This window comes from Thermus caldifontis (assembly GCF_003336745.1).
Lineage (GTDB): Bacteria > Deinococcota > Deinococci > Deinococcales > Thermaceae > Thermus > Thermus caldifontis.
The window spans coordinates 193,300-213,300 of record NZ_QGMX01000001.1; the positions used below are offsets into that span (position 1 = coordinate 193,300).

Genomic DNA, 20,001 nt, shown 5'->3' on the forward strand with positions numbered 1-20,001 from the left:
ATCCACCCCTAGATCCTTTGAATGATGGTGGCCGTGGCCTGCCCATGGCCGATGCACATCACCTGCAGGCCAAACTCCCCCCCGGTGCGCTCCAGCTCGTAAAGGAGCTTAGTCATAAGGATGGCCCCTGTGGCCCCTAAGGGATGGCCATGGGCGATGGCCCCGCCGTTGGGGTTCACCTTCTCGGGGTCAGGGTGGAACTCCCGCAGGAAGGCCAGGACCACGCTGGCGAAGGCCTCGTTGATCTCGATGACGTCCAGGTCCCTAAGGGAAAGCCCCGCTTTCTCCAGGGCCCTTTTTGTGGCGGGGATCACCTCCAAAAGCTGCAGGGTGGGATCCCCGGCCACCACCACCCGGGCCAGGAAACGGGCCCTGGGGCGAAGGCCCAGGGCCAAGGCCTTTTCCCGATCCCCTAGGAGAAGGGCAGCGGCCCCGTCGGAGATCTGGCTGGAGTTGCCGGCGGTTACCACCCCATCCTCGCGAAAGACGGGTTTTAAGGCCAGCATCCTCTCGTAGTCCACGTCGAAGCGGACCCCCTCGTCCCGGTCCAGGAGGAGGGGCCTCCCCTCCCCATCCACCCCCTCCAGGGGAAGGATCTGGGTCCGGAAGCGGCCTTCCTGGATAGCCCGGGCGGCCCGTTTATGGGAGAGATAGCCCCACTCGTCCAGCTCCTCCCGACAAAGGCCATACTTCTTGGCGATGCGCTCGGCGCTCTCCCCCTGGTGGACGAGCTCGTAACGCTGGAAAAGGGCCGGGTTTAAGGTGCGGAAGCCGCCCCCGATGTCGGAGAACATGGGGGCCCGGGTCATGCTCTCTACCCCGCCAGCGATGGCGAAGTCCAGGTCGCCAGCGGCGATGGCTTGGGCAGCAAAATGCACTGCCTGTTGGCCCGAGCCGCACATGCGGTTTAAGGAGACCGCCGGAACCTCTTTCGGAAGGCGGGAAAGGAGAACGGCAAGCCGCCCGATATTGGCCCCTTGCTCCCCAGCTTGGGTCACGCAGCCCGTGACCACATCCCCGATGAGGCCGGGGTCGATCCCCGTCCGATCCAGAAGGCCATTCAAGACCTGGGCATAAAGGGCATCGGGCCGCCAGTCCCTTAAGGCTCCATTCCTCTTGCCGATGGGGGTGCGCACCGCCTCGAGGATCACGGGTTCTCCCATATCCGCCTCCTTGCCAGCTCCCGTAGGATGATGAGCCTCTGGATCTCGGAGGTTCCCTCGTAGATCTGCAGCACCTTGGCGTCACGGTACAGCTTGGCCAAGGGGTACTCCTCGCTGTAGCCGTTGCCGCCAAAGACCTGGAGGGCCTCGGATACCCCTCGCACCGCAGCGTCGGCGGCAAAGGCCTTGGCCGTGGCCGCTTCTAAGGCGTTCCCCTCCCCCTCTTCCGCCCGCTCGGCGGCCTTTAGGGTGAGGAGGCGGGCGGCCTCCAAGTCCATGTGCATCTCCGCCAGCTTAAACCCCACCCCCTCATGCTCCAGAAGGGGCCTGCCAAAGGCCTCCCGTATGGCGGCGTAGGCCAAGGCTTCCTCCAGGGCCCTGCGCAAAAGCCCCACCGCCAGGGCCGCCACCATGGGCCGGGAGCGGTTGAAAACCCTCATGGCCAGGGCAAACCCTTCCCGGGCTATCAGGCCCTCCTCGGGTACGAAGGCTCCGTCCAGATACACCTCCGCCGCCGGGGACGCCTTCTGCCCCAGCTTGGGCAAAGGGGGCCCCACCTCCACCCCCACCCCCCGCTCCACCAGGAAAGCGGCCATCCCCTCCCGGCCCTCCGCCACCTTGGCGAAAACCACGAAAAAGGCCGCCTCCGGGGCGTGGCTGATCCAGGTTTTCCGCCCGTAAAGGCGGTACCCTCCCGCCACCTTTTCCGCCCGGGTGCGGATGGCGGCCACGTCCGAGCCCGCATGCGGCTCGGTAAGGGCGTAGGAGGCCACCTCCTCCCGAAGCCGGGGGAGGAAGCCTCGGGCGTAGGGACTCCCCGAAAGGAGGAGGGCGTCCGCCACCAGGTTGTTGAGGAGCAAAGCCGCCGCTACCCCAGTGCAGGCATAGGCCAGTTCCTCCGCCACCAGGACCAGGCTCTTGGGCCCAAGGCCGGCTCCGCCCAGCTCCTCCGGGACTACCAGAACCGGAAAACCAAGCTCTGCCGCCTCCCGAAACAGGGGCCAGGGGAAACGGGCCTCTTGGTCCCAGGACCTGGCCTGGGGCAGGATGCGCTCCCGGGCAAAACGCCGGGCCAGCTCCCGTATGGATCTCTCCAGGTCCAAGGGAACCTCCAGGAAAAGTTTACCCGGTCCAAAACCCCGCTACAAGGGACCCTTCTGGCTCTTTTTGCGGTACATAAGCCCATCGGCCGCCTCGAGGACCTGCAAAAGCTCCCGCCCCCCTGCCGGGCTAAAGCCCACGGAAACCGAGGGAAACCGGGCGTGAACCCGGGCCTCCAAGGAGGCTCCATCCCTTAGGCCCAGGTGCAGGCCCACGAACTCGTCCCCCCCTACCCGGTACAGGGCATCCCCCTCCCGTACCTCCTCCCGCAGAATCTGGGCAAAGCGGAGCAGATGGGCATCCCCGGCCTGGTGCCCCTCCCGGTCGTTTACGGCCTTTAGGTTATCCAGGTCCCAAAGGGAAAGCACCAGGGAAAGCCCCTCCCGGGCCGCCAGGGCTTGGAGCCTGGAGAAGTCGCGCTCCAAGGAACGCCGGTTGGCCAGGCCCGTAAGGGAATCGGTGAGGGCCTCATTCTGGATGAGGCTTTGCAGGGCCTCTAGGCGCTGGATCATGGCCGCCACGCTCAAACCCCCTATGCCCGCCAAAAGCCCCCCCGCCGCCACCAGGAAGCGGGTTTCCTCCTGGGGCCAAGGGGCCAGGAGCACATAGGCCAGGCCCAACCCAAGCCCAGGCCAGCCGGCAAAGGCGGCAAAGGCATAGGCCCCCACGGTGTAGAAGGCCATCACCCCAAGGCGCCAGTCCTCCCCGGAAAGCCCCTGCACCACCCTCTCCGGCGGCGCCACCAGGCTCATGAGGGAGGTCAATAAGGCCACCCCCAGGTGCAGGGCCACCGCCAGGCGGTCCCTACCGGTAACCTTACCCAAGGTATAGGCGAAAACAAGACTCCCCCAGTAGAGCGCCGTGGCCCAGTACATCACCCGGTCCCCGTAGAGGGCCACCACGGGGATCCATACCGCAGGGACCAGGGCCAGACGCCAGTAGAGGCGAACCAACCCCGGCCAGATCTCGGGAGACATGCCGCATTCTAACCACCCCCCTAAACCGCAGGTAAAGCCAGCTTGACTTTGCCCCTCCTACCCTGGACGATGGAAAGGATGGATGGCAGGCGCATCCGCAACTTCTCCATCATCGCCCACGTGGACCACGGGAAGTCCACCCTGGCGGACCGCATCCTGCAGCTGACCCATGCGGTGAGCGAACGGGAGATGCGGGAGCAGTTTCTGGACTCCCTGGAGCTGGAACGGGAGCGGGGCATCACCATCAAGGCCAGCGCCGTGCGGCTGCAGTACCGGGCCAAGGACGGGGAAACCTACATCTTCAACCTGATCGACACCCCCGGCCACGTGGACTTCACCTACGAGGTTTCCCGGGCCTTGGCGGCGGTGGAAGGGGTTCTTTTGGTGGTGGACGCCAGCCAGGGGGTGGAGGCCGAGACCTTGGCCAAGTTTTACATGGCCCTGGAGCACGGCCACGTGATGATCCCCGTCATCAACAAGATCGACCTGCCCAACGCCAGGCCCCTGGAGGTGGCCCTGGAGGTGGAGGAGGTTTTGGGCCTTCCCGCCGACGAGGCCATCTTCGCCTCGGGCAAGACGGGGGAAGGGGTGGAGGAGATCCTCGAGGCCATCGTCGGGCGCATCCCACCCCCCAAGGGGGATCCCGAGGCCCCCTTAAAGGCCCTCATCTTTGACTCCCTTTACGACGCCTACCAAGGGGTGATCCCCTACCTCCGCCTCTTTGAGGGGCGGGTGCGCCCGGGGGACCGGATCCGCATCTACTCCACCGGCAAGGAGTTCACCGTGGACAAGGTGGGGATCTTCACCCCCCAAGGGCTCATCCCCGTGGAGGAGCTCACCGCCGGGGAGGTGGGTTGGCTTGTCGCCGCCATCCGGGATATCCACGACGTCCAGGTGGGGGATACCATCACCCACGCCCATCGGCCCACGGACGCCCCCTACCCGGGCTTCCGCCCTGCCAAACCCGTGGTCTTCGCTGGACTCTACCCCGTGGACTCTGGGGACTATAACAAGCTACGGGACGCCCTGGAAAAGCTGAAGCTAAATGACGCCGCCCTTTCCTTTGAGCCGGAGACCTCCACCGCCTTGGGTTTTGGCTTCCGCTGTGGGTTCCTGGGGCTTCTCCATGCGGAGATCGTGCAGGAGAGGTTGGAACGGGAGTTCGGCCTGGAGCTGATCGCCACCGCCCCCAGCGTGGTCTACAAGGTGCGCCTAAAGGGCGGGGAGGAGATGGAGGTGCTAAACCCCGCCGACCTCCCCGACCCCACGAAGGTAGAGGAGATCCTCGAGCCCTACGTAAAGCTCACCGTTTTCACCCCCGAGGAGTACGTAGGAGCCATCATGCAACTGGTGCAGGAAAAGCGGGGCCGTCTGGTCAACATGACCTATCTTCCCGGGGGAACCAAACGGGTGGAGCTGGTCTACGAGGTGCCCTTCGCCGAGATCCTCTACGACTTCCACGACCGCCTGAAGAGTCTTTCCCGGGGCTATGCTTCCATGGATTACGAGCAGATGGGCTACCAGCCCGGGGACCTGGTCAAGGTCAACGTGCTGGTGCACGGAGAACCCGTAGATGCCCTTACCTTTATCGCCCACCGGGACAAGGCCTATGGCCTAGCCCGGGCCATGGTGGACAAGCTGGCGGAGGTCATCCCCCGTCAGCTCTTTGAGGTGCCCATCCAAGCGGCCATCGGGGGGAAGATCATCGCCCGGGCCACGGTGAAAGCCCTGAGGAAGGACGTGCTGGCCAAATGCTACGGTGGGGACGTGACCCGGAAGAAGAAGCTTTTGGAAAAACAAAAGGAAGGGAAGAAGCGGCTCAAGGCCATCGGCAAGGTGGAGGTTCCCCAGGAGGCCTTCCTGGCGGTGCTTTCGGCGGGGAGGAATGAGCCTTAGGGCAAGGCTGGCCCTGGTCATCGCCCTTCTAGCCTTTCTGCCCAACCTGGTCCTGGCCCTCACCCTGGGCCTCATGGGGAATGGTCCATGGCTACCCTTGGTGCTCTGGCTTGTCCTCCTCGCCCTGGTTTCCGGAGCCGTGGGGTATCTCCTGGCCCGAAGCCTCCTAAGGCCCCTGGAGGAGCTCACCCGCACCCTGGCCTACCTCTCCTTAAAGGAGGGCCCGGTGAGCGAGCTGAGGCTTCCTGCCCCCAAGGAACCTCCGCCCAGGGAGATCGCCCTCCTCCGCACCCGCTTCGGGGAGCTTCTGCAACGCCTGCAACGCCTGATGGAGGCCAGGGAGGCCTTTTACGGGGCCCTGGCCCATGACCTTAAGACCCCCCTTCTCTCCGCCATCCGCGCCCTGGAGTACCTGGAAAGGGCCGACCACCTGGGCCGGGAAAAGCGGGTGGAGCTCCTTTTAGCCCTGAGGCGAGAGTTGACCCAGGCCCACCTCCTGGTGGAAAACCTCCTGGCCCTCTCCCGCCTCGAGGCCCGCACCCCCCAGTGGGAAACCCTGAACCTCCGGGCCCTGGCCGAGGATCTCCTCCTGCGCTACCAGGAGGAGGCGGCAAGGCGGGGGCTCGGCCTTGCGGTGGAGGGAGCAGGCCTGGCCCGGGGGGAGCGGCCCCTTTTGGAAAGGGCCCTGGCCAACCTTCTGGATAACGCCCTCCGGCACGCCAAGACCCGGGTGCGCATCTGGGTGGAGGAGGGGGCCTTGCAGGTGGAGGACGACGGGGATGGGCTTCCCCTGCCCCTCGAGGCCCTGGCCCAGCCCTTCCGCCAAGGAGGTCCGAACCGGGGAAGCGCGGGGCTTGGCCTCTACACCGCCAAGCGGGTGGCCGAGGCCCACGGGGGGAAGCTCTTAGCCTGCAAAAGCCCCTTGGGGGGAGCGTGTTTGCGCCTGGAACTCCCCTCCGCCAGGGGGCTTTAGTCCATAACCGGGGGAATCTGCCGCACCCAGAGGATGTAGGAGAGGTGCTCCAGGTACCTCAGGGGAACCTCGGAAAGGGGGCGGTCCACCTCCAGGCTCATCATGGCCTCCCCGCCCCGCTTCTTGCGGCTTACCGTGAGGTAGGCGATGTTGACCTCGTCATCGGCCAGGATCCGGGCCACCCGGGCCACCACGCCCGGGGTATCCACGTTGCGGATCACCAAGGTGGGAGCGGCCCCAGTGATGCGCACCTCAAAGCCATCCAGGTCAAAGATGCGCACCAACCCCCCTCCCAGGGAGCTACCCGTAACGGTGATGCGCTCCTTCTCCCCCTCCAGGACCATGCGCACGGTGTTGGGGTGCACATCCCCTAGCTCCACCGCCTTGAAGACCACCTCCACCCCTTCCTTCTCCGCCAGGCTCAGGCTTTCCTTAAGCCGCTCGTCGTCGGGCTTGAAGCCCAAGACCCCTGCCACCAGGGCCAGGTGGGTGCCGTGGCCCTTTCCCGTTTTGGCAAAGGAACCGTGCAGGCCAAACTCCACCCGCCTGGGCCTTTCCCCCAAGAGGTGGCGGGCCAGAAGGGCCAGGCGGCAGGCCCCGGCGGTGTGGCTGGAGGAAGGCCCCACCATCACCGGGCCGATCATGTCCAAAAGACCCATACCTGTAGAATAACCCCATGCGCACGTTCCTGACCCGGGCCATTGGCCTCCTCTTGGCCGTGGGGCTCCCGGTTTTGGGCCAAAGCCTGGTGGTCCCGAAGGAGGTCCAGGTGGGGCGGTCCGTGGTCCTGGAGGGGCGGGACCTGCCCGAGGGGCGCTTCCCCCTGGTGCTGGAGGGACCAGAAGGGCAGCAGACCCTGGAGGTGGAGGTCCAGAAGGGAAGGTTCCAGCTGGAGCTAAGCCCCAAGGCCCCCGGGGAGTACCGCATCCGACTTTCCCTTCCCGCCGGTGCCTTGGAAGCCCGCTTCACCGCCCTTGCCCCCACCACCCCCGAGCTGACCCAGGAGGGCCTTAAGCTCCCCTGGGGCCTCCTGGCCCTGCCCCCGGGGGACTGGTTGGGCCCTTTGGTCCAGGGGGATAAGGTGTTCGTGGCCCAGGGGATTTTGGTGGTGGAAACCAGCCTTAAGGGGGAAACCCTGTCCTTTCACTTCGCCCCGGACCGCATCCTGGCCCTCCGCCCAGGCCCCGAGGCCCTCCTACAGGGGGACTGGGTCCTGCCCATCCCCTTCCCGCGGCTGCCCTTTGAGGGCAGCGAGGAGGACATCCAGGCCCTGGGCGCCCTTCTCAAAGCCCTCACCCCCCCCAGGCCCTGGCCCTACTTCGCCTACTGGACCCAAGACCCCGCCACCCTCACCCCGGAGGACCTGGAGGCCTATGGCCAGGACCTCCTGGCCCGGGGCCACAGGCCGGAACTCCTCTTCGGCCAGGCGGAGGTGGCCCGCATGGCCGAAGCCTCCCGCTCCCTGCGGCAGAAGGACCCCGAAAAGGCCCTTCTCCTGGCCCAGACCCTTCTCCGCTACACTCCCCTTTTCCCCGGTTCCTTGGCCTTTTTCAGGGAAACGGCCCTGTACCTCGAGGCCCACGGGTACCCTGCCCAGGCCTTGCGCTTCCGCGAAGCAGAGAAACTCCTAAGGGCCTGGCTTCCCCCGCAGCTTACCCTGCTTCCCCCTGCCCTTTGGACCCTGGGCCTGGCCTACCTGGCCCTCATGCTCTACCTCTTCCTCTTCTACCTGCCCGCCCAGCTAAAGGACCTGAAGCCCCTTGGCGGCTACCTGGGCGGATTCTGGAAGCACCCACTCCTGCGCTTCAGGCACCTCCACCTGGCCTACGCCAGCCTGGGGGAACGGGTGCTGGCCCTGGCCCTCTTCCTAGCCCTCGGCCTGGGCCTCCTCCTCCAGGGATTGGACGCCCGGGTGCGGGGGGAGCTTTTCGCCCCCCCCTTGGACCAGGGGACCCTCCGCACCCAAAAAGCCCAGGACTGGCTGCGCACCCTGCCCCCCACCCCTGAGGCCAAGGCCCTTCTGGGCTACGCCCTCCTTTCGGAGGCCCCCAAGGAGGCCCTGGGCCTCCTGAAGGAAGCCTCCTTGCCCTTCGCCTTGGCCCTCAGGGGGGACGAGGCCTCCTTGGCCCAAGCCTACCGCCGGGCTCCCCTCGAGGGCCCCATCCGCACCGCCTTGGGGCTGGGCCAGGACCCCTGGGGAGCCAGGGAGCCTGGCCCCAGCTTGCGGACCCTTTACCTGGCCCTCCTCCAGGTGGAACTCAAGCGCCTCCAAGAGGATCCCTTCCGGGGATTCCTGCGCCTGGGCATTCCCCTTCCTGAAGGGGTGAGGCCCTGGGCCTTCGCCGGATTCTGGCTCCTTCTCCTCTACCACCTCCTCACCTTCCTCCTACCCCGGCGCAGGGCCCCGGTCCCCCCCTCCTGGGCCCTGGGGGTGCGCCTTCTGGTGCCGGGGAGTCTGGGGTTCTCCTCAGGGCTAGGCCTCGTCCTCCTCCTCCTTTTCGCCTACGGGCTTTTTGCCGTGCTGGAGGGCAAGACGCCCACCTTCCTGATCCTGGCCTATGGGCTCCACCTCCTGGCGCTGGTCTTTAGCCTAAGGAGGCCCGCATGATCCTTCCCCCCATCCCTACCCCCTTCGACCGGGAAGGACGCCTGGACGCGGAGGCCTTTCGCGAGCTGGCGGAAGCCCTGGAGCCCCTAGTGGACGGGCTTCTCATCTACGGCTCCAACGGGGAAGGGGTCCACCTCACCCCCGAGGAACGGGCCAAGGGTCTCCGGGCCCTAAGGCCCCGGAAACCCTTCCTGGTAGGCCTCATGGAGGAAACCCTACCCCAGGCGGAGAGAGCCCTCCTCGAGGCCCAGGAAGCGGGGGCCATGGCCCTCTTAGCCACCCCACCCCGGTACTACCACGCCAGCCTGGGCCAGGGGCTGGTGGCCTACTACCAGGCCCTGGCGGAGAGGATGCCGGTGTTCCTCTACCACGTGCCCCAGAACACCAAGGTGGACCTCCCCCTTTCTGCGGTGGAAGCCCTGGCCCAGCACCCTAGGATCCTAGGCATCAAGGACTCCAGCGGGGACCTCTCCCGTCTGGCCTTTTACCAGGCCCACCTGAGGGATTTCCGGGTCTATAACGGCCACGCCCCCACCTTCCTGGGGGCTTTGGCCCTGGGAGCCGAAGGGGGCATCCTGGCCGCGGCCAACCTGGCCCCTAGGGCCTACCGGGCCCTCGTGGAAGCCTTCCAAAGCGGACAGTTGGCGAAGGCCCAGGCCCTGCAAAAAGGGCTCTTCCCCTTAGGTAACCTCCTCTCCCAAGGAGGGGTACCCCTCCTTAAGCAGGCCCTCCGCCACCTGGGCCTACCTGCAGGGTACCCCAGGCCCCCCTATCCCCCGGAAAGCCCCCTTTGGCCCAGATTCCTTCCGATTCTGGATAAGCTAAAGGAAGAGGGGTGGATCCTATGAGAAAGGCTTCCCTGCTAGTCTTGGCCCTAGGCTTTCTGGCCGCCTGCGCACCCCAAGCCCTTACCCCGGAAGCCCGTTTCCTAGGGGCGGAGATCCGGGGTTTTGAGCTCAGCCCGGAACCCGCCCTCCTCCTGGGGGTAAGGGTGGAGTTCCAAAACCCCAATCCCTTCCCCCTGCCCCTTTCCACCCTCGGCACCCGGCTGCGGGTGGGGGAGGTGACGGTGCCCCTGGACCTCAGCCTACCCCCCGGAAGGAAAGAGGAGGTCCTCTTGGTTCGGCTTACCCCCAAGGGGGCCCTCTCCACCGCCCAAGCCCTCCTATCCCGGGAGGGGGTGGAGGTGGCCTTGGAAGGCCGCACCCTGGGCCAAAGCCTCACCTTCTTCCACACCCGGCTGGCCTTTCCCCTGGAGCCACCAAGGGTGCGCCGGGTAGGAGTGAACTTCTTCCTGGAAAACCCTAACCCCTTCCCCCTCAAGGTGGAGGGGAGCCTGGTTCTCCTGGGCCAGAGCTTCCGGGTGCAGGTGGATCTGCCCGCCCGGGGGGAGGGCCGGCTCCAGGTGGTGGGTTTTAGGCCAGGCCTGGACCGGGGCACAGGAAGGTTGGAGCTCATCCTGGAAGTCCCCGGTTTCCTGCGCCAAAACCTGGTCCTCGCCCTCTAGAGGCGAAAGCCCAAGGGCAAGAGCTCCTCCAGGGTCTTCACCACGTACCCCTCGGGCCCGTGCATCACCACCTCGGTCCTGGGGGTGCCGAACTCCAAGAGCACCTGGCGGCACCCCCCGCAAGGGGGGACAGGTCCCTTAGGGCTATAGATGTGCACCCGGTCGATGCGCCTCTTCCCCGCCAGGACCATGGCGGCCACCGCATTTCTTTCCGCACACTGGGAAAGGGGGAAGGAGGCGTTTTCCACATTGACCCCAAGGAAGTTCTCCCCTTCCGCCTCCACCAGGGCCACCACGGGAAAGCGGGAGTAGGGGGCGTAGGCCCTTTCCAGGTGGGCTATGAGAACCTCCCTAACCCTCTCCATGCTCCACCAGCCTTTCCACCCGTACCCGTTCTATGCGGCGCTGGTCCGCGCTTTCCACCACGAAGCGGAACCCCTGCCACTCCACGCTCTCCCCCACGCTGGGGATGCGGCCGAACTGCTCGTAGAGGAAACCGGAAAGGGTGTCGTACTCCCCTTCGGGAAGCTCCACCCCTAGGGCCTCGGAAACCTCGTCCACGGGGGTCTGGGCCTGGATGGAGAAGGAACCGTCGGGAAGCCTACGAATGGCCAGATCCTCCGGCTCGTCGGTTTCGTCGTAGATCTCCCCCACGATCTCCTCCATCACGTCCTCCAGGGTGACCAGGCCTGCGGTGCCCCCGAACTCGTCCACCACGATGGCCATGTGCACCTTGCGCCGGCGAAGCTCCCGGAGAAGCGTCCAGGCATCCATGTTCTCGGGAACAAAATAGGGAGGGTGGGCGATGGAGGCCACGGTGCGCCCCTTAAGATCCTCCTCGCAGTAGTAGTCCAGGAGGTCCTTGGCGTAGGCCACCCCCACGATGTGGTCCACGCTTTCCTTATAGACGGGGACCCGGCTGTAGCGGTGCTCGCGGAAGAGGTGCAAAAACTCCTCCAAGCTGGCCTCCGCCTCGATGGCCACCATCTCCACCCGTGGGGTCATGATCTCCCTCACGGGGGTTTCCTCCAGCTCCAGGATGGAGTGGATCATCTCCTCCTCCTGGGCCTCTATGGCGCCCGACTCCTCCGCCCCCGCCAGGATCAGCTTAAGCTCGCGCTCGGACACCAAGGGGGTATCCCGGGGCTCGAGGCCCAGCACCCTGAGGAAAAAACCCGAAACCAGGCTGAAGAACCGGCCCACCGGGTAGAGGAGGATGGAGAAGAGGTAGATGGGCCAGGCGGCCACCCGAGCCAAGGGCACGGCATGGTGGACGGCGATGGACTTGGGGGTGATCTCCCCAAAGAACAGGACGAGGAAGGTCATGGCCCCGGTGGCCACCCCCACCCCCAAAGAACCAAAGGCCCGGGTGGCCAGGTCCGTCACCAAGGCGGTGGCGGCGATGTTCACCAGGTTGTTCCCCACCAAAATGGTGGTGAGGAAACGGGTGATGTCCTGGGAAAGGAGCCGGAAAGGCCCCCCTTGGGTTTCCGAAAGCTCCCGTACCTTCCAGGGATAAAGGGTGGTGAAGGCGGTTTCGCTGGCGGAGAAGAAGGCGGAAAGGGCCAAAAGAAGGAGCAAAAGAAAAAGGTCCCCCGGGTGTGGGGCTTGGGATTGGGCCAGGGCTAGGGAACCGAAGGGCAGGAAGAAGAGCCACCGACTGGGAGGTCTGTCCATATCACCTTTCGCCATTCTACACCATGGGGAAGTGTGGGGTGCGCCCCCGTTTTTTCTTGACTTCTGTGTATAGTTGAGGAGTATGAATGGTCCTCCTGCCCCCCTGGTGGAAGAGCTTTCCCGGCTGGGCTACACCTTGATGCGCCTTCTCCTTGCCCGCGCTAAGGAAACCTTTGCCCAAGAAGGCCTCTCCCTCCTCCAGGCAGAGGTGCTCCGTTTGGTGAAGGAGGGAATCCAGGTTCCTTCCCGGATAGCGGAGCACCTCGAGGTCCTTCCCTCCCAGGTCTCCCACCTCCTGGCCTCTATGGAGGAAGCGGGCCTCCTCAGGCGCCAGCCCGACCCCGAGGACCGCCGTAGGGTGCTTCTGCGCCTCACCCCCAAGGGGGAGGCCGTGCAAAAGCGCCTGCAAGAGGCCTGGCTAAGGGCCTATGGCCAGCACCTGGCCCGCCTTTCCCCGGAGGAACTGAACCTCTTCCGCGACCTGCTGCGCAAACTCACGGAGGTGGAAGGTGCCTAGGCTCCTGAGCCTATTCCTCCTCTTCCTTCCTGCCTTGGCCCAAGGCGCCCTAGCCCCCTTGCGGAACCACCCCCTAGCCCTCCAGGCCCAGGCGCTTCTGGAGGCCAGCGCCAAGGGCTTGGAGGCCCAATCCTCCCCCCTGGCCCTGAACCTCCAGGGGAACTACGCCCGGCTGGGCTACGAGTGCACCCCTTCCTCCCTGTGCGCAAGCCTGCCCGGCACCGCCGGGAGCCTCACCCTGGCCCTGGTCCTCACCCCCTTTCCCTTTGGCGACACCCAAGACGCCCAAAAGCGGGCTAGGATCGCCTACCGGCGGGCCGAGCTGGCTTACCGCAAGGCCCTTACCGCCCTTCAGGCCCAGGCGGTGGCCGCATACGGTGGTTACCAGCTGGCCCTCTTGGGGGAAAAACTGGCGCAAAAAGGGTGGGAGCTGGCCCAGGCGGCCCTCGAGGCGGCCAGGAAGCGCCAGGCCAACCCCAAGGAACTCCGGGAGGCGGAACTGGCCCTGAAGGAAGCCGAAAACCGCCTCCTGGAAGCCCAAAGGAGCGTGGAGCTGGCCAAGAAGGGAGCAGAGGGCCTGGTGGACCTCACCCAGCCCCTCCCCGAGATCCCCCCACCCCAGGGCACCACGCCCCTTTCCCTGGAGGAGGCCCGGCTGAACCTCGAGGAGGCCAGGATCGCCTACTTTGCCTCCTTTCGCGCCCTCTTCCCCGAGGTCAAGGCCAGCTACCTCCTCTACCCCAGCGGGAACGACACCCTGGCCCTAAGCCTCTCCAGCCGGAGCTTGCAACCCACCCTGGCCTACACCCGGCAGGACCCGGCACAAAGGCCCACCAGCCTGCCCGGCGGCAGCTACCGCACCGCCGAGGAGCTTCGGCTTTCCCTCTCCCTCACCCTTTCCCCGGGTCTCTTCGCCGCCCTGGAGGCCACCGAGGCCCAGGTGCGGGGAGCAGAGGAGGCCCTAAGGGGGGCCGAGATGCAGGCCCGGCTCCAGGGGGAAACCCTGGAGAACTCCCTTAAGGCCTCGAGGATGGCCCTGGAACTGGCCCGCCTCCGCCTCGAGGCCCAGGAAAGGGCCTTGGCGGAAACGAAAAGGCGTCTGGAACTGGGCCTGGAAAGCCCCCTGGCCCTGCTGCAGGCGGAGCTTTCCCTTTTACAGGCTAAGCTGGCCCTAGCACAAGCAGAAAACGACCTCAGAAACCGCTTAATGGATTTATACCGGTTTTATGGCGAGCTTTTGCCGGAGGTGACCCCATGAAAAAAGCCCTGCTAACCCTCTTCCTCCTTTTGGCCCCTGCCCTAGCCCAGCCCCTCCCCGAAGCCCTCAAAAAGGCCCCCGAGGTAACAGGGGTGATCACGGCCCGGCTGGATTACGAGGCCAAGCAGAAGGACTTGGCCCGCACCCTAGAGGACCCCTTGCGCACCGCCCTAGCCGAGCTACAAGCACGCCAGGCCAGGGATTTGGCCGAGGCCAGGCTCAAAAGGGCCCTAGCCCAGGCGGAAAGCGAGATCGTTTCCGCCTATACCCAGGCCTTTGAGGCCCTCCTGCAGGTGGGCTTGGCGGAAAAGGCGTTGGAGGTGGCCGAGCTGGGGCTTAAGGCCACGGAGATCCGCCTCAAAGGGGGTGGCGCCACCAACCTGGACCTCCTGGAGGCGCAAAACCGCCTCCTGGAAGCCAGGAAGAACCTGGATCTGGCCCAAAGGGGGTGGGATAGCGCCTTGGCCGCCCTGGCCAACCTGGTGGGGGAATGGAAACCCCAAAGCGTGGGCGAACTACCTTCCCTTCCGGGAAAGGAGGTGCTGGAGGCCCTTTTGCAGGAACACGTGGACCTCCTCCAGCTAAGCCAGTCCCTGGGGCTTTTGCGCTTCCAAAGGGGGCTCATGGACGAAAGCTTCGTGGCCAGGAGGGAGATAGAGGCCCTCGAGGACCAGATCCGAACCCTGGAAACCAACCTGGCCAACCTGGAACGCACCCTCAGGCTGGGCCTGGAGGCCAGGTACCGCCAGCTCTCCCCCCTCCTCCAGGGGGTGAAGGCGGCGGAGGAGGCTTACCGGGCGGCCCAGGAGCGCTACCGGGCCGAGGAAAAGCGTTTCCAGGCAGGGCTCACCAGCCGGCTTGGCCTGTTGCAGCAGGAGCTTTCCCTAAGGCAAGCCCAACTGTCCTGGGAACAGGCCAAGCACGCCTACCTCAAGGCCTATTACGGCCTTCTTGCCAGCCGTTAAGGAGGATGGGATGCCCAACGCCCGTATCTTCCCCCTTGCCCTAGGCCTCACCCTCTTCCTCCTCTTCGCCTGCGCCCCCAAGAGGGAGGCCCCTTCCCAGGCCCCAGGGAAACCCCAGGCTCTGGAGGTTCGCACGGTTCCCGCCCAAAGGGGCCTTCTGGAGCGGGAGGTCCGGGCCTCCGCCACCTTGCAGGCGGAAAGGGATAGCCTGGTGGCGGCAGGCGCCTCGGGAAGGGTCCTAAGAACCCTTCCCCCCGGCACCCGGGTACAGGCGGGGGAGGGGGTGGTCTTTTTGGACCCCGCCCCCTTCCAGGAGGCCCTGGAGGCCGCGAGGCTGAGCCTCAAGCAGGCCGAGGCCAACCTGGAGCGCAGCCGAAACCAGCTTTCGGGGAACCAGGCCGCCCTCAAGGCCCAGCTCCAGGCAGCGGAGGCCCAGCTCCAGGCGGCCAAAAGGCGGTATGAGGAGGGCCAGGCCCTGCTTTCGCTGGGGGCCTTGGCCCCCTTGGACCTCAAGGCCCTCGAGGCCCAGTACCGCCAGGCGGAAAGCGCCTACCAGAATGCCCTCGAGGCCCTATCCCGTCTGGAGCGGGGAGAGGATCTACGGCTTCTTGAACTCCAGGTGGAGGCCGCCAGGCTCCAGGTGCGCCAGGCGGAACGAAATCTGCGGGAAACTGTGATCCGGGCCCCCTTCGCTGGGGAAGTGGTGGAGGTCTTGGTCAAGGAGGGGGAGTTCGTGGGCGCAGGTAGCCGGGCCTTCCGCCTGGCCACCACGGAGCGCCTCCTGGCCAGGCTCTACCTGCCCCCGGACCAGGCCAGCGCCCTAGGCCCCGAAACCCCCTTCACCCTTAGCCAAAACGGCCAGGAGGTGGCGGCCCGCCTCTTGCGCAAAACCGACCTGCCGGGGCAAAACCGGCTGGTGGAGGTGGTGCTAAAGCCGGAGGGCACGCTTCTCCCAGGCCCCGCCGAGGTGCGCTACCGCCTGAGGCTTTCCGAGGGCATCCTCCTTCCCTTAGCCAGCATCCAGATCCGGGATAGGGAGGCCCGGGTCTTCGTGGTCAAGGAGGGCAAGGCAAAGAGTCTTCCCGTGCGCCTCCTGGCCCAGGAGGCCGAGCAGGCAGCGGTGGAAGGCGTGGAGCCCGGTAGCCTGGTGATCCATCCCGTCCCCGAAGGCCTTAAGGAGGGCGACCCCGTGGAGGTGGTCCAGTGAGGGAAAACCCCCTGGTGGCCTTTTTCGTGGAGCGCTTCGTCTTCGCCACCGCCATCTTCGTGGGCCTGGTGCTGGTGGGCCTCCTCCTGGGGCTTGGGCTCGGGGTGGAGCTTCTCCCCCGTTTCAGCGTGCCGGTGGTGGCGGTTTCCACGGCCTACCCGGGGGCTGGCCCCGAGGAGGTGGCGGAGCAGGTGTCCAAGCCCTTGGAGGACGCCCTTTCCACCCTAAGCGGGGTGGATACCATCGGAAGCAGCTCCACCGAGGGCTTCAGCCTGGTCTTCATCCAGTTTCAGCAGGGGGTGGATGTGGACCGGGTGGCGGTGGAGGTGAGCCAGAAGGTGGCCGCCGCCCGGGCCCAGCTTCCCAAGGACGCCTCACCCCCCGTGGTGCAGAAGTTTGACCCCTCGGCAAGCCCCATCCTTTACGTCGCCCTCGAGGCTCCCGGGGAGGAGCTTTCCCAGGTACTCCGCTACGCCGAGCGCACCCTAAAGCCTAGGCTCCAGCTGGTCCCGGGGGTGGCGGATATCCGCCTCACCGGGGCACCCAGGCGGGCCATCCGGGTCTACCTGGATCCAGGCCGCCTCGAGGCCCTGGGCGTGGCCCCCGGCCAGGTGGTGCAGGCCCTTTCCACCTCGGCCCTGAACCTACCCTTGGGGAGCCTCACGGAAGGGGAAAAGCGCCTGGTCTACACCCTGCGCAACACCCCCGCCACCGCCAAGGAGGTGGCGGATCTCCTCCTGGACTCCTCCCGGGGCCTCCGGATCCGGGATGTGGCCAGGGTGGAGGAAAGGGCGGAGGAGGCCAGCACCCTGAACCGGGTAAACGGCCGCCCCGCCGTGCTGCTGGCGGTGGTGAAAACCCCGGACTCCAACGCCGTGGCCGTGGCCGATGGGGTCAAGAAGGCCCTAGGGGAGATCCAGCTTCCCAGGGGCTACCAGACGGAAATCGCCCTGGACAGCACCCGCTTTATCCGGGCCGCGGTCATGGACACGGTACGGGAGGCCTTCTTGGCGGCCTTGGCGGTTTCCGTGGTGGTCCTCGTCTTCCTGGGGAAGCTGAACTCGGTCTTTTCCGTGATCCTGGCCATCCCCATCACCCTCTCGGGGGCCATCCTGCTCTTTGGCCTCCTGGGCTTCACCTACAACCTCATCAGCCTCCTGGCCCTTACCGTGGCGGTGGGCATCGTGGTGGACGACTCCATCGTGGTGGCGGAAAACATTGACCGCTACCGCCGCCTGGGCTATAGCCCCAAGGAAGCGGTGCTAAAGGGCGCCAGCGAGGTTTCCGTGGCCGTGGCCGCCGCCACCTTGAGCCTCCTGGCCGTGTTCCTCCCCATCAGCTTCCTCCCCGGCATCATCGGCCAGATCTTCCAGCAGTTCGGCTTGGGCATGGCCGCCGCCATCGCCGTGAGCTGGCTGGAGGCCCTGCTCTTCCTCACCGTGCGCCTGGCCTACTTCCCCGACCCCGAGCCCCCAAGCCCCAAGGAGGCCTTAAGGGCCCTCCGCCTTCTGCCCCAGGATTTGGGCTGGGCGTACCGCCGGGGCCTGCTTAGCCCCTGGGGGCTGGGGTTGGGCCTCCTTTTCGCCTTCCTCCTCTTCCGGGAAAACCCCTTATACCTTCTCCTCCTTCCCCTTTACCCTGCCCTTCTGGGGCTGGTTCGCTACCTGGGCCGCTTCCTTTTGGACCTGGCAGGCGCCCTCACCCACCTCCTCCACGGAAGCGCCGAGGGCGGCATGCGCCGCCTCACCGAGGCCTACGCCCGGGGGCTTACCCGGGTCCTGGGGCAGCCTTGGCCCGTACTGGGTCTAGCCACCCTGGCCTTTCTCTCCCTCTTCCCCATCCTCCCCAGGATTCCCTTCAACTTCACCCCTCGCTCCGACACCGGGGTCCTCACCGCTACCCTCCTCCTACCCAAGGACACCCCCCTGGCGGTATCCGATCAGGCGGCGAGGGTCCTCGAGGCCTACTTCCTCTCCCATCCCGCGGTGAAGCGGGTGGTCACCACCGTGGGGGCCAGCGCCACCGGGGGGGCCCAGGTGGGGGACCCCAGCCGGGTCCAGCTCCAGATCGTCCTCAAGCCCAAAGGGGAACGGCAGGATATCTTCTCCCTCACCGAGGCCTTCAACCGCGAGGGGAAGGCCCTTCTGAAGGACTTTCCCGGGGCCGACCTCCGGGTGTTGGCCCAAACAGGCCCCGAGGCTGGGGATGCGGACCTGCAGTTCTTCGTGACCAGCCCTGACCGGGCCCTCCTGGAAAAGCGGGTGATGGAGATCACCGAGGTGATTGCCGAGAAACCCTATGTGCTCAACGTGAAGAACACCCTGGAGGCCACCCAGCGGGAACGGGTCTTCCGGCCAGACCCCGCCCGCCTTTCCGGCACCGGCCTCACCCCCTCGGACGTGGCCCAGGCCCTAAGGCTTTACCTCTCGGGCACCCAGGCGGCCACCGCCAGGAGAAGCGGCGAGGAGCTGGCCGTGGTGGTCCAAGCCGATCCCTTACGCCTGGGCCGGGAAACGGATCTCCTTTCCCTTCCCATCTATGCCCCCGCCCTGGGAAGCTTCCTGCCCTTAGGGAGCCTAGGACGGCTTGACGAGCGGCCGGGACCCACCTTGATCTCGAGGCGCAACCAGGCCTACGCCGCAGGCATCAACATCAACCTGAAGCCCGATGCCCCTGGAAGCTTCCAGATCCAACGGGAGCTGGAGGCCGAGCTCAAGGAGAAGGGGCTTCTGGGCGATGGGGTGGAGCTTTTGGCCACGGGGCTGGGGAGCTTCACCGGGGAACTGGCCCGCCTGGCCCCCCTGGCCTTCGCCCTGGCCCTGGTCCTCAACTACCTGGTCATCGCCAGCCAGTTCAACGCTTGGCGCTACCCCCTTTACCTCCTCCTCCCCGTGCCCTTAGCCTTGGTGGGCGCCTTTTGGCTCACCTACCTTTTGGGCACGGGCCTGGACGTGATCAGCGTCCTGGGGGTGGTGATGCTGATCGGCCTGGTGACCAAAAACGCCATTTTGCTTCTGGACTTCGCCGTGAAGCGCATGCGGGAAAAACCCCTAAAGGAAGCCCTGGTGGAGGCGGCCCGGCTCCGCTTAAGGCCCATCCTCATGACCAGCCTAACCGTGCTTATCATTAGCCTGCCTTTGCTTCTAGGCACCGGGGAAGGCGCCGAGTACCGTAGACCCTTGGGGGTGATCATCCTGGGGGGGCTCCTTTCCTCCACCCTCCTCACCCTCTTCGTGGTCCCCGCCGCCTTCTACGCCTTTGAGGGGCGGAGGGCCCGGGAAACCGTCCTGAGGTGAGCTATGGACGCTAAAAGGATCCTTCTCCTCTTCCTGGCCGCCGCCTTCCTCCTGGCCCTGGGCGTGGTGGGCGTGGCCCATTACTTTCTGAGGCCTCTCAAGGCAGAAGGCCTGGCTCAGGCCGTCTTGGAGCAAGGGGGCCTCGAGGTGCAGGAGGCCCCGTATGGCCTTGAGCTCATCCCCAAGACCCCCAAGGCCCTCCTGGCCTTTTACCCGGGGGCCCGGGTGGAACCCCTGGCCTACGCCCCGGTCCTGGCCCCCGTGGCCCGGGCGGGGTACCTGGTGGTCCTCCTTAAGGTGCCCTCCGGCATCGCCCTTTTGGGCAAGGAACGGGCGTTGGAGGCCCATAAGGCCTACCCCCACCTGCCCCTGGTGGTGGGAGGGCATAGCCTAGGGGGCGTGGTTGCCGCAGAGCTGGCCGCCCGGGAGGGGCTTCCCCTTATCCTTTTCGCCAGCTACCCCGAGGAGGACCTAAGCGGGGAAACCCTCCCCACCCTGGCCCTCTACGGCACCGAGGATGGCCTTCTGCCCCTCGAGGAAGCCCGACAAAAGGCCCAGCGCTTACCCAAGCATGCCCGGGTGGTTTTCATAGAAGGCCTGAACCACGCGGGCTTCGGGGCCTATGGCTCCCAGAAGGGTGACCGGCCCGCGGGAAGGCCCCGGGAGGCCCTTTGGCGGGAGATTGCGGAAGAGGTGCTCCTTTTCCTGGAAGGCTTGGACCTTACCGCACCACCCCCACCCCAGACCCTCCATCCGGGAAGTGGTATAGTGGGGAAAGCCGGGGCGGGCGCCCCCCCTCGGAACACTTCCCCCTAAAACCCATCCCTAGCCCAGCCCTGCCCCCATGGGGGTGGCC

General features: G+C 66.1%; 17 protein-coding genes. 11 read left to right on the forward strand and 6 right to left on the reverse strand.

All coding sequences use genetic code 11. The annotated features are described in order from the left end of the window. Positions 1-8: 8 nt before the first annotated feature. The 3 genes from DK874_RS02855 to DK874_RS02865 are packed head-to-tail and all read right to left on the reverse strand — an operon-like array spanning position 9 to position 3,241. Positions 9-1,163 (reverse strand): thiolase family protein, encoded by a 1,155-nt coding sequence (locus DK874_RS02855; RefSeq protein ID WP_114312535.1) that lies wholly within the window; start codon positions 1,161-1,163, stop codon positions 9-11. After that, positions 1,148-2,266, reverse strand: a complete 1,119-nt coding sequence (locus tag DK874_RS02860; RefSeq protein ID WP_205387550.1) for an acyl-CoA dehydrogenase family protein — start codon at positions 2,264-2,266, stop codon at positions 1,148-1,150. The genes DK874_RS02855 and DK874_RS02860 overlap by 16 nt, the downstream gene beginning before the upstream one ends. Before the next feature lie 39 nt (positions 2,267-2,305). Next, complete coding sequence (locus DK874_RS02865; RefSeq protein ID WP_114312536.1) at positions 2,306-3,241, reverse strand: GGDEF domain-containing protein; 936 nt, start codon at positions 3,239-3,241, stop codon at positions 2,306-2,308. A 69-nt stretch (positions 3,242-3,310) separates the two neighbouring features. On the opposite strand from DK874_RS02865, the gene lepA reads away from it, so the two are divergent. Together lepA and DK874_RS02875 are read left to right on the forward strand one after the other, a co-directional pair. Next, the gene (gene lepA / locus DK874_RS02870; RefSeq protein ID WP_114312537.1) at positions 3,311-5,137 is read left to right on the forward strand and encodes a translation elongation factor 4; all 1,827 of its coding nucleotides are present in this window, start codon (positions 3,311-3,313) and stop codon (positions 5,135-5,137) included. Further along, positions 5,127-6,110, forward strand: a complete 984-nt coding sequence (locus DK874_RS02875) for a sensor histidine kinase (RefSeq protein ID WP_114312538.1) — start codon at positions 5,127-5,129, stop codon at positions 6,108-6,110. The genes lepA and DK874_RS02875 overlap by 11 nt, the downstream gene beginning before the upstream one ends. Here the strand turns inward: DK874_RS02875 and sdaAB are convergent. Then, a complete protein-coding gene (gene sdaAB / locus DK874_RS02880) occupies positions 6,107-6,769 on the reverse strand; it encodes an L-serine ammonia-lyase, iron-sulfur-dependent subunit beta (RefSeq protein WP_114312539.1) in 663 nt (220 codons plus the stop codon). The two genes, DK874_RS02875 and sdaAB, sit on opposite strands and share 4 nt — an antisense overlap. Before the next feature lie 17 nt (positions 6,770-6,786). On the opposite strand from sdaAB, the gene DK874_RS02885 reads away from it, so the two are divergent. The 3 genes from DK874_RS02885 to DK874_RS02895 are packed head-to-tail and all read left to right on the forward strand — an operon-like array spanning position 6,787 to position 10,225. Next, positions 6,787-8,718 carry a hypothetical protein gene (locus DK874_RS02885; protein WP_114312540.1) on the forward strand — a complete coding sequence of 644 codons (1,932 nt, stop codon included), beginning with the start codon at positions 6,787-6,789 and terminating at the stop codon, positions 8,716-8,718. Then, positions 8,715-9,566, forward strand: a complete 852-nt coding sequence (locus tag DK874_RS02890; protein WP_114312541.1) for a dihydrodipicolinate synthase family protein — start codon at positions 8,715-8,717, stop codon at positions 9,564-9,566. Before DK874_RS02885 ends, DK874_RS02890 begins: the two co-directional genes overlap by 4 nt. After that, positions 9,563-10,225, forward strand: a complete 663-nt coding sequence (locus DK874_RS02895) for a hypothetical protein (protein ID WP_439144801.1) — start codon at positions 9,563-9,565, stop codon at positions 10,223-10,225. The genes DK874_RS02890 and DK874_RS02895 overlap by 4 nt, the downstream gene beginning before the upstream one ends. Here DK874_RS02895 and cdd read toward each other — a convergent pair. Together cdd and DK874_RS02905 are read right to left on the reverse strand one after the other, a co-directional pair. After that, positions 10,222-10,590: a cytidine deaminase gene (gene cdd, locus DK874_RS02900; protein ID WP_114312543.1), complete on the reverse strand. Its 369-nt coding sequence runs from the start codon at positions 10,588-10,590 to the stop codon at positions 10,222-10,224. The two genes, DK874_RS02895 and cdd, sit on opposite strands and share 4 nt — an antisense overlap. Further along, positions 10,577-11,902, reverse strand: a complete 1,326-nt coding sequence (locus DK874_RS02905) for a hemolysin family protein (RefSeq protein ID WP_114312544.1) — start codon at positions 11,900-11,902, stop codon at positions 10,577-10,579. The genes cdd and DK874_RS02905 overlap by 14 nt, the downstream gene beginning before the upstream one ends. 82 nt (positions 11,903-11,984) lie before the next feature. Between DK874_RS02905 and DK874_RS02910 the strand changes: the two genes are divergently transcribed. Genes DK874_RS02910 through DK874_RS02935 form a run of 6 tightly spaced genes read left to right on the forward strand, consistent with a single transcriptional unit; the run spans position 11,985 to position 19,961 of the window. Continuing rightward, positions 11,985-12,419, forward strand: a complete 435-nt coding sequence (locus DK874_RS02910; RefSeq protein WP_114312545.1) for a MarR family winged helix-turn-helix transcriptional regulator — start codon at positions 11,985-11,987, stop codon at positions 12,417-12,419. After that, positions 12,412-13,677: a TolC family protein gene (locus tag DK874_RS02915; RefSeq protein WP_114312546.1), complete on the forward strand. Its 1,266-nt coding sequence runs from the start codon at positions 12,412-12,414 to the stop codon at positions 13,675-13,677. The genes DK874_RS02910 and DK874_RS02915 overlap by 8 nt, the downstream gene beginning before the upstream one ends. Then, the gene (locus tag DK874_RS02920; RefSeq protein WP_114312547.1) at positions 13,674-14,642 is read left to right on the forward strand and encodes a TolC family protein; all 969 of its coding nucleotides are present in this window, start codon (positions 13,674-13,676) and stop codon (positions 14,640-14,642) included. Before DK874_RS02915 ends, DK874_RS02920 begins: the two co-directional genes overlap by 4 nt. A gap of 10 nt (positions 14,643-14,652) precedes the next feature. Next, positions 14,653-15,849, forward strand: a complete 1,197-nt coding sequence (locus DK874_RS02925; RefSeq protein ID WP_114312548.1) for an efflux RND transporter periplasmic adaptor subunit — start codon at positions 14,653-14,655, stop codon at positions 15,847-15,849. Further along, positions 15,846-19,145: an efflux RND transporter permease subunit gene (locus DK874_RS02930; RefSeq protein ID WP_114312549.1), complete on the forward strand. Its 3,300-nt coding sequence runs from the start codon at positions 15,846-15,848 to the stop codon at positions 19,143-19,145. The genes DK874_RS02925 and DK874_RS02930 overlap by 4 nt, the downstream gene beginning before the upstream one ends. Positions 19,146-19,148: 3 nt before the next feature. After that, a complete protein-coding gene (locus DK874_RS02935; protein ID WP_114312550.1) occupies positions 19,149-19,961 on the forward strand; it encodes an alpha/beta hydrolase in 813 nt (270 codons plus the stop codon). Positions 19,962-20,001 lie beyond the last annotated feature (40 nt).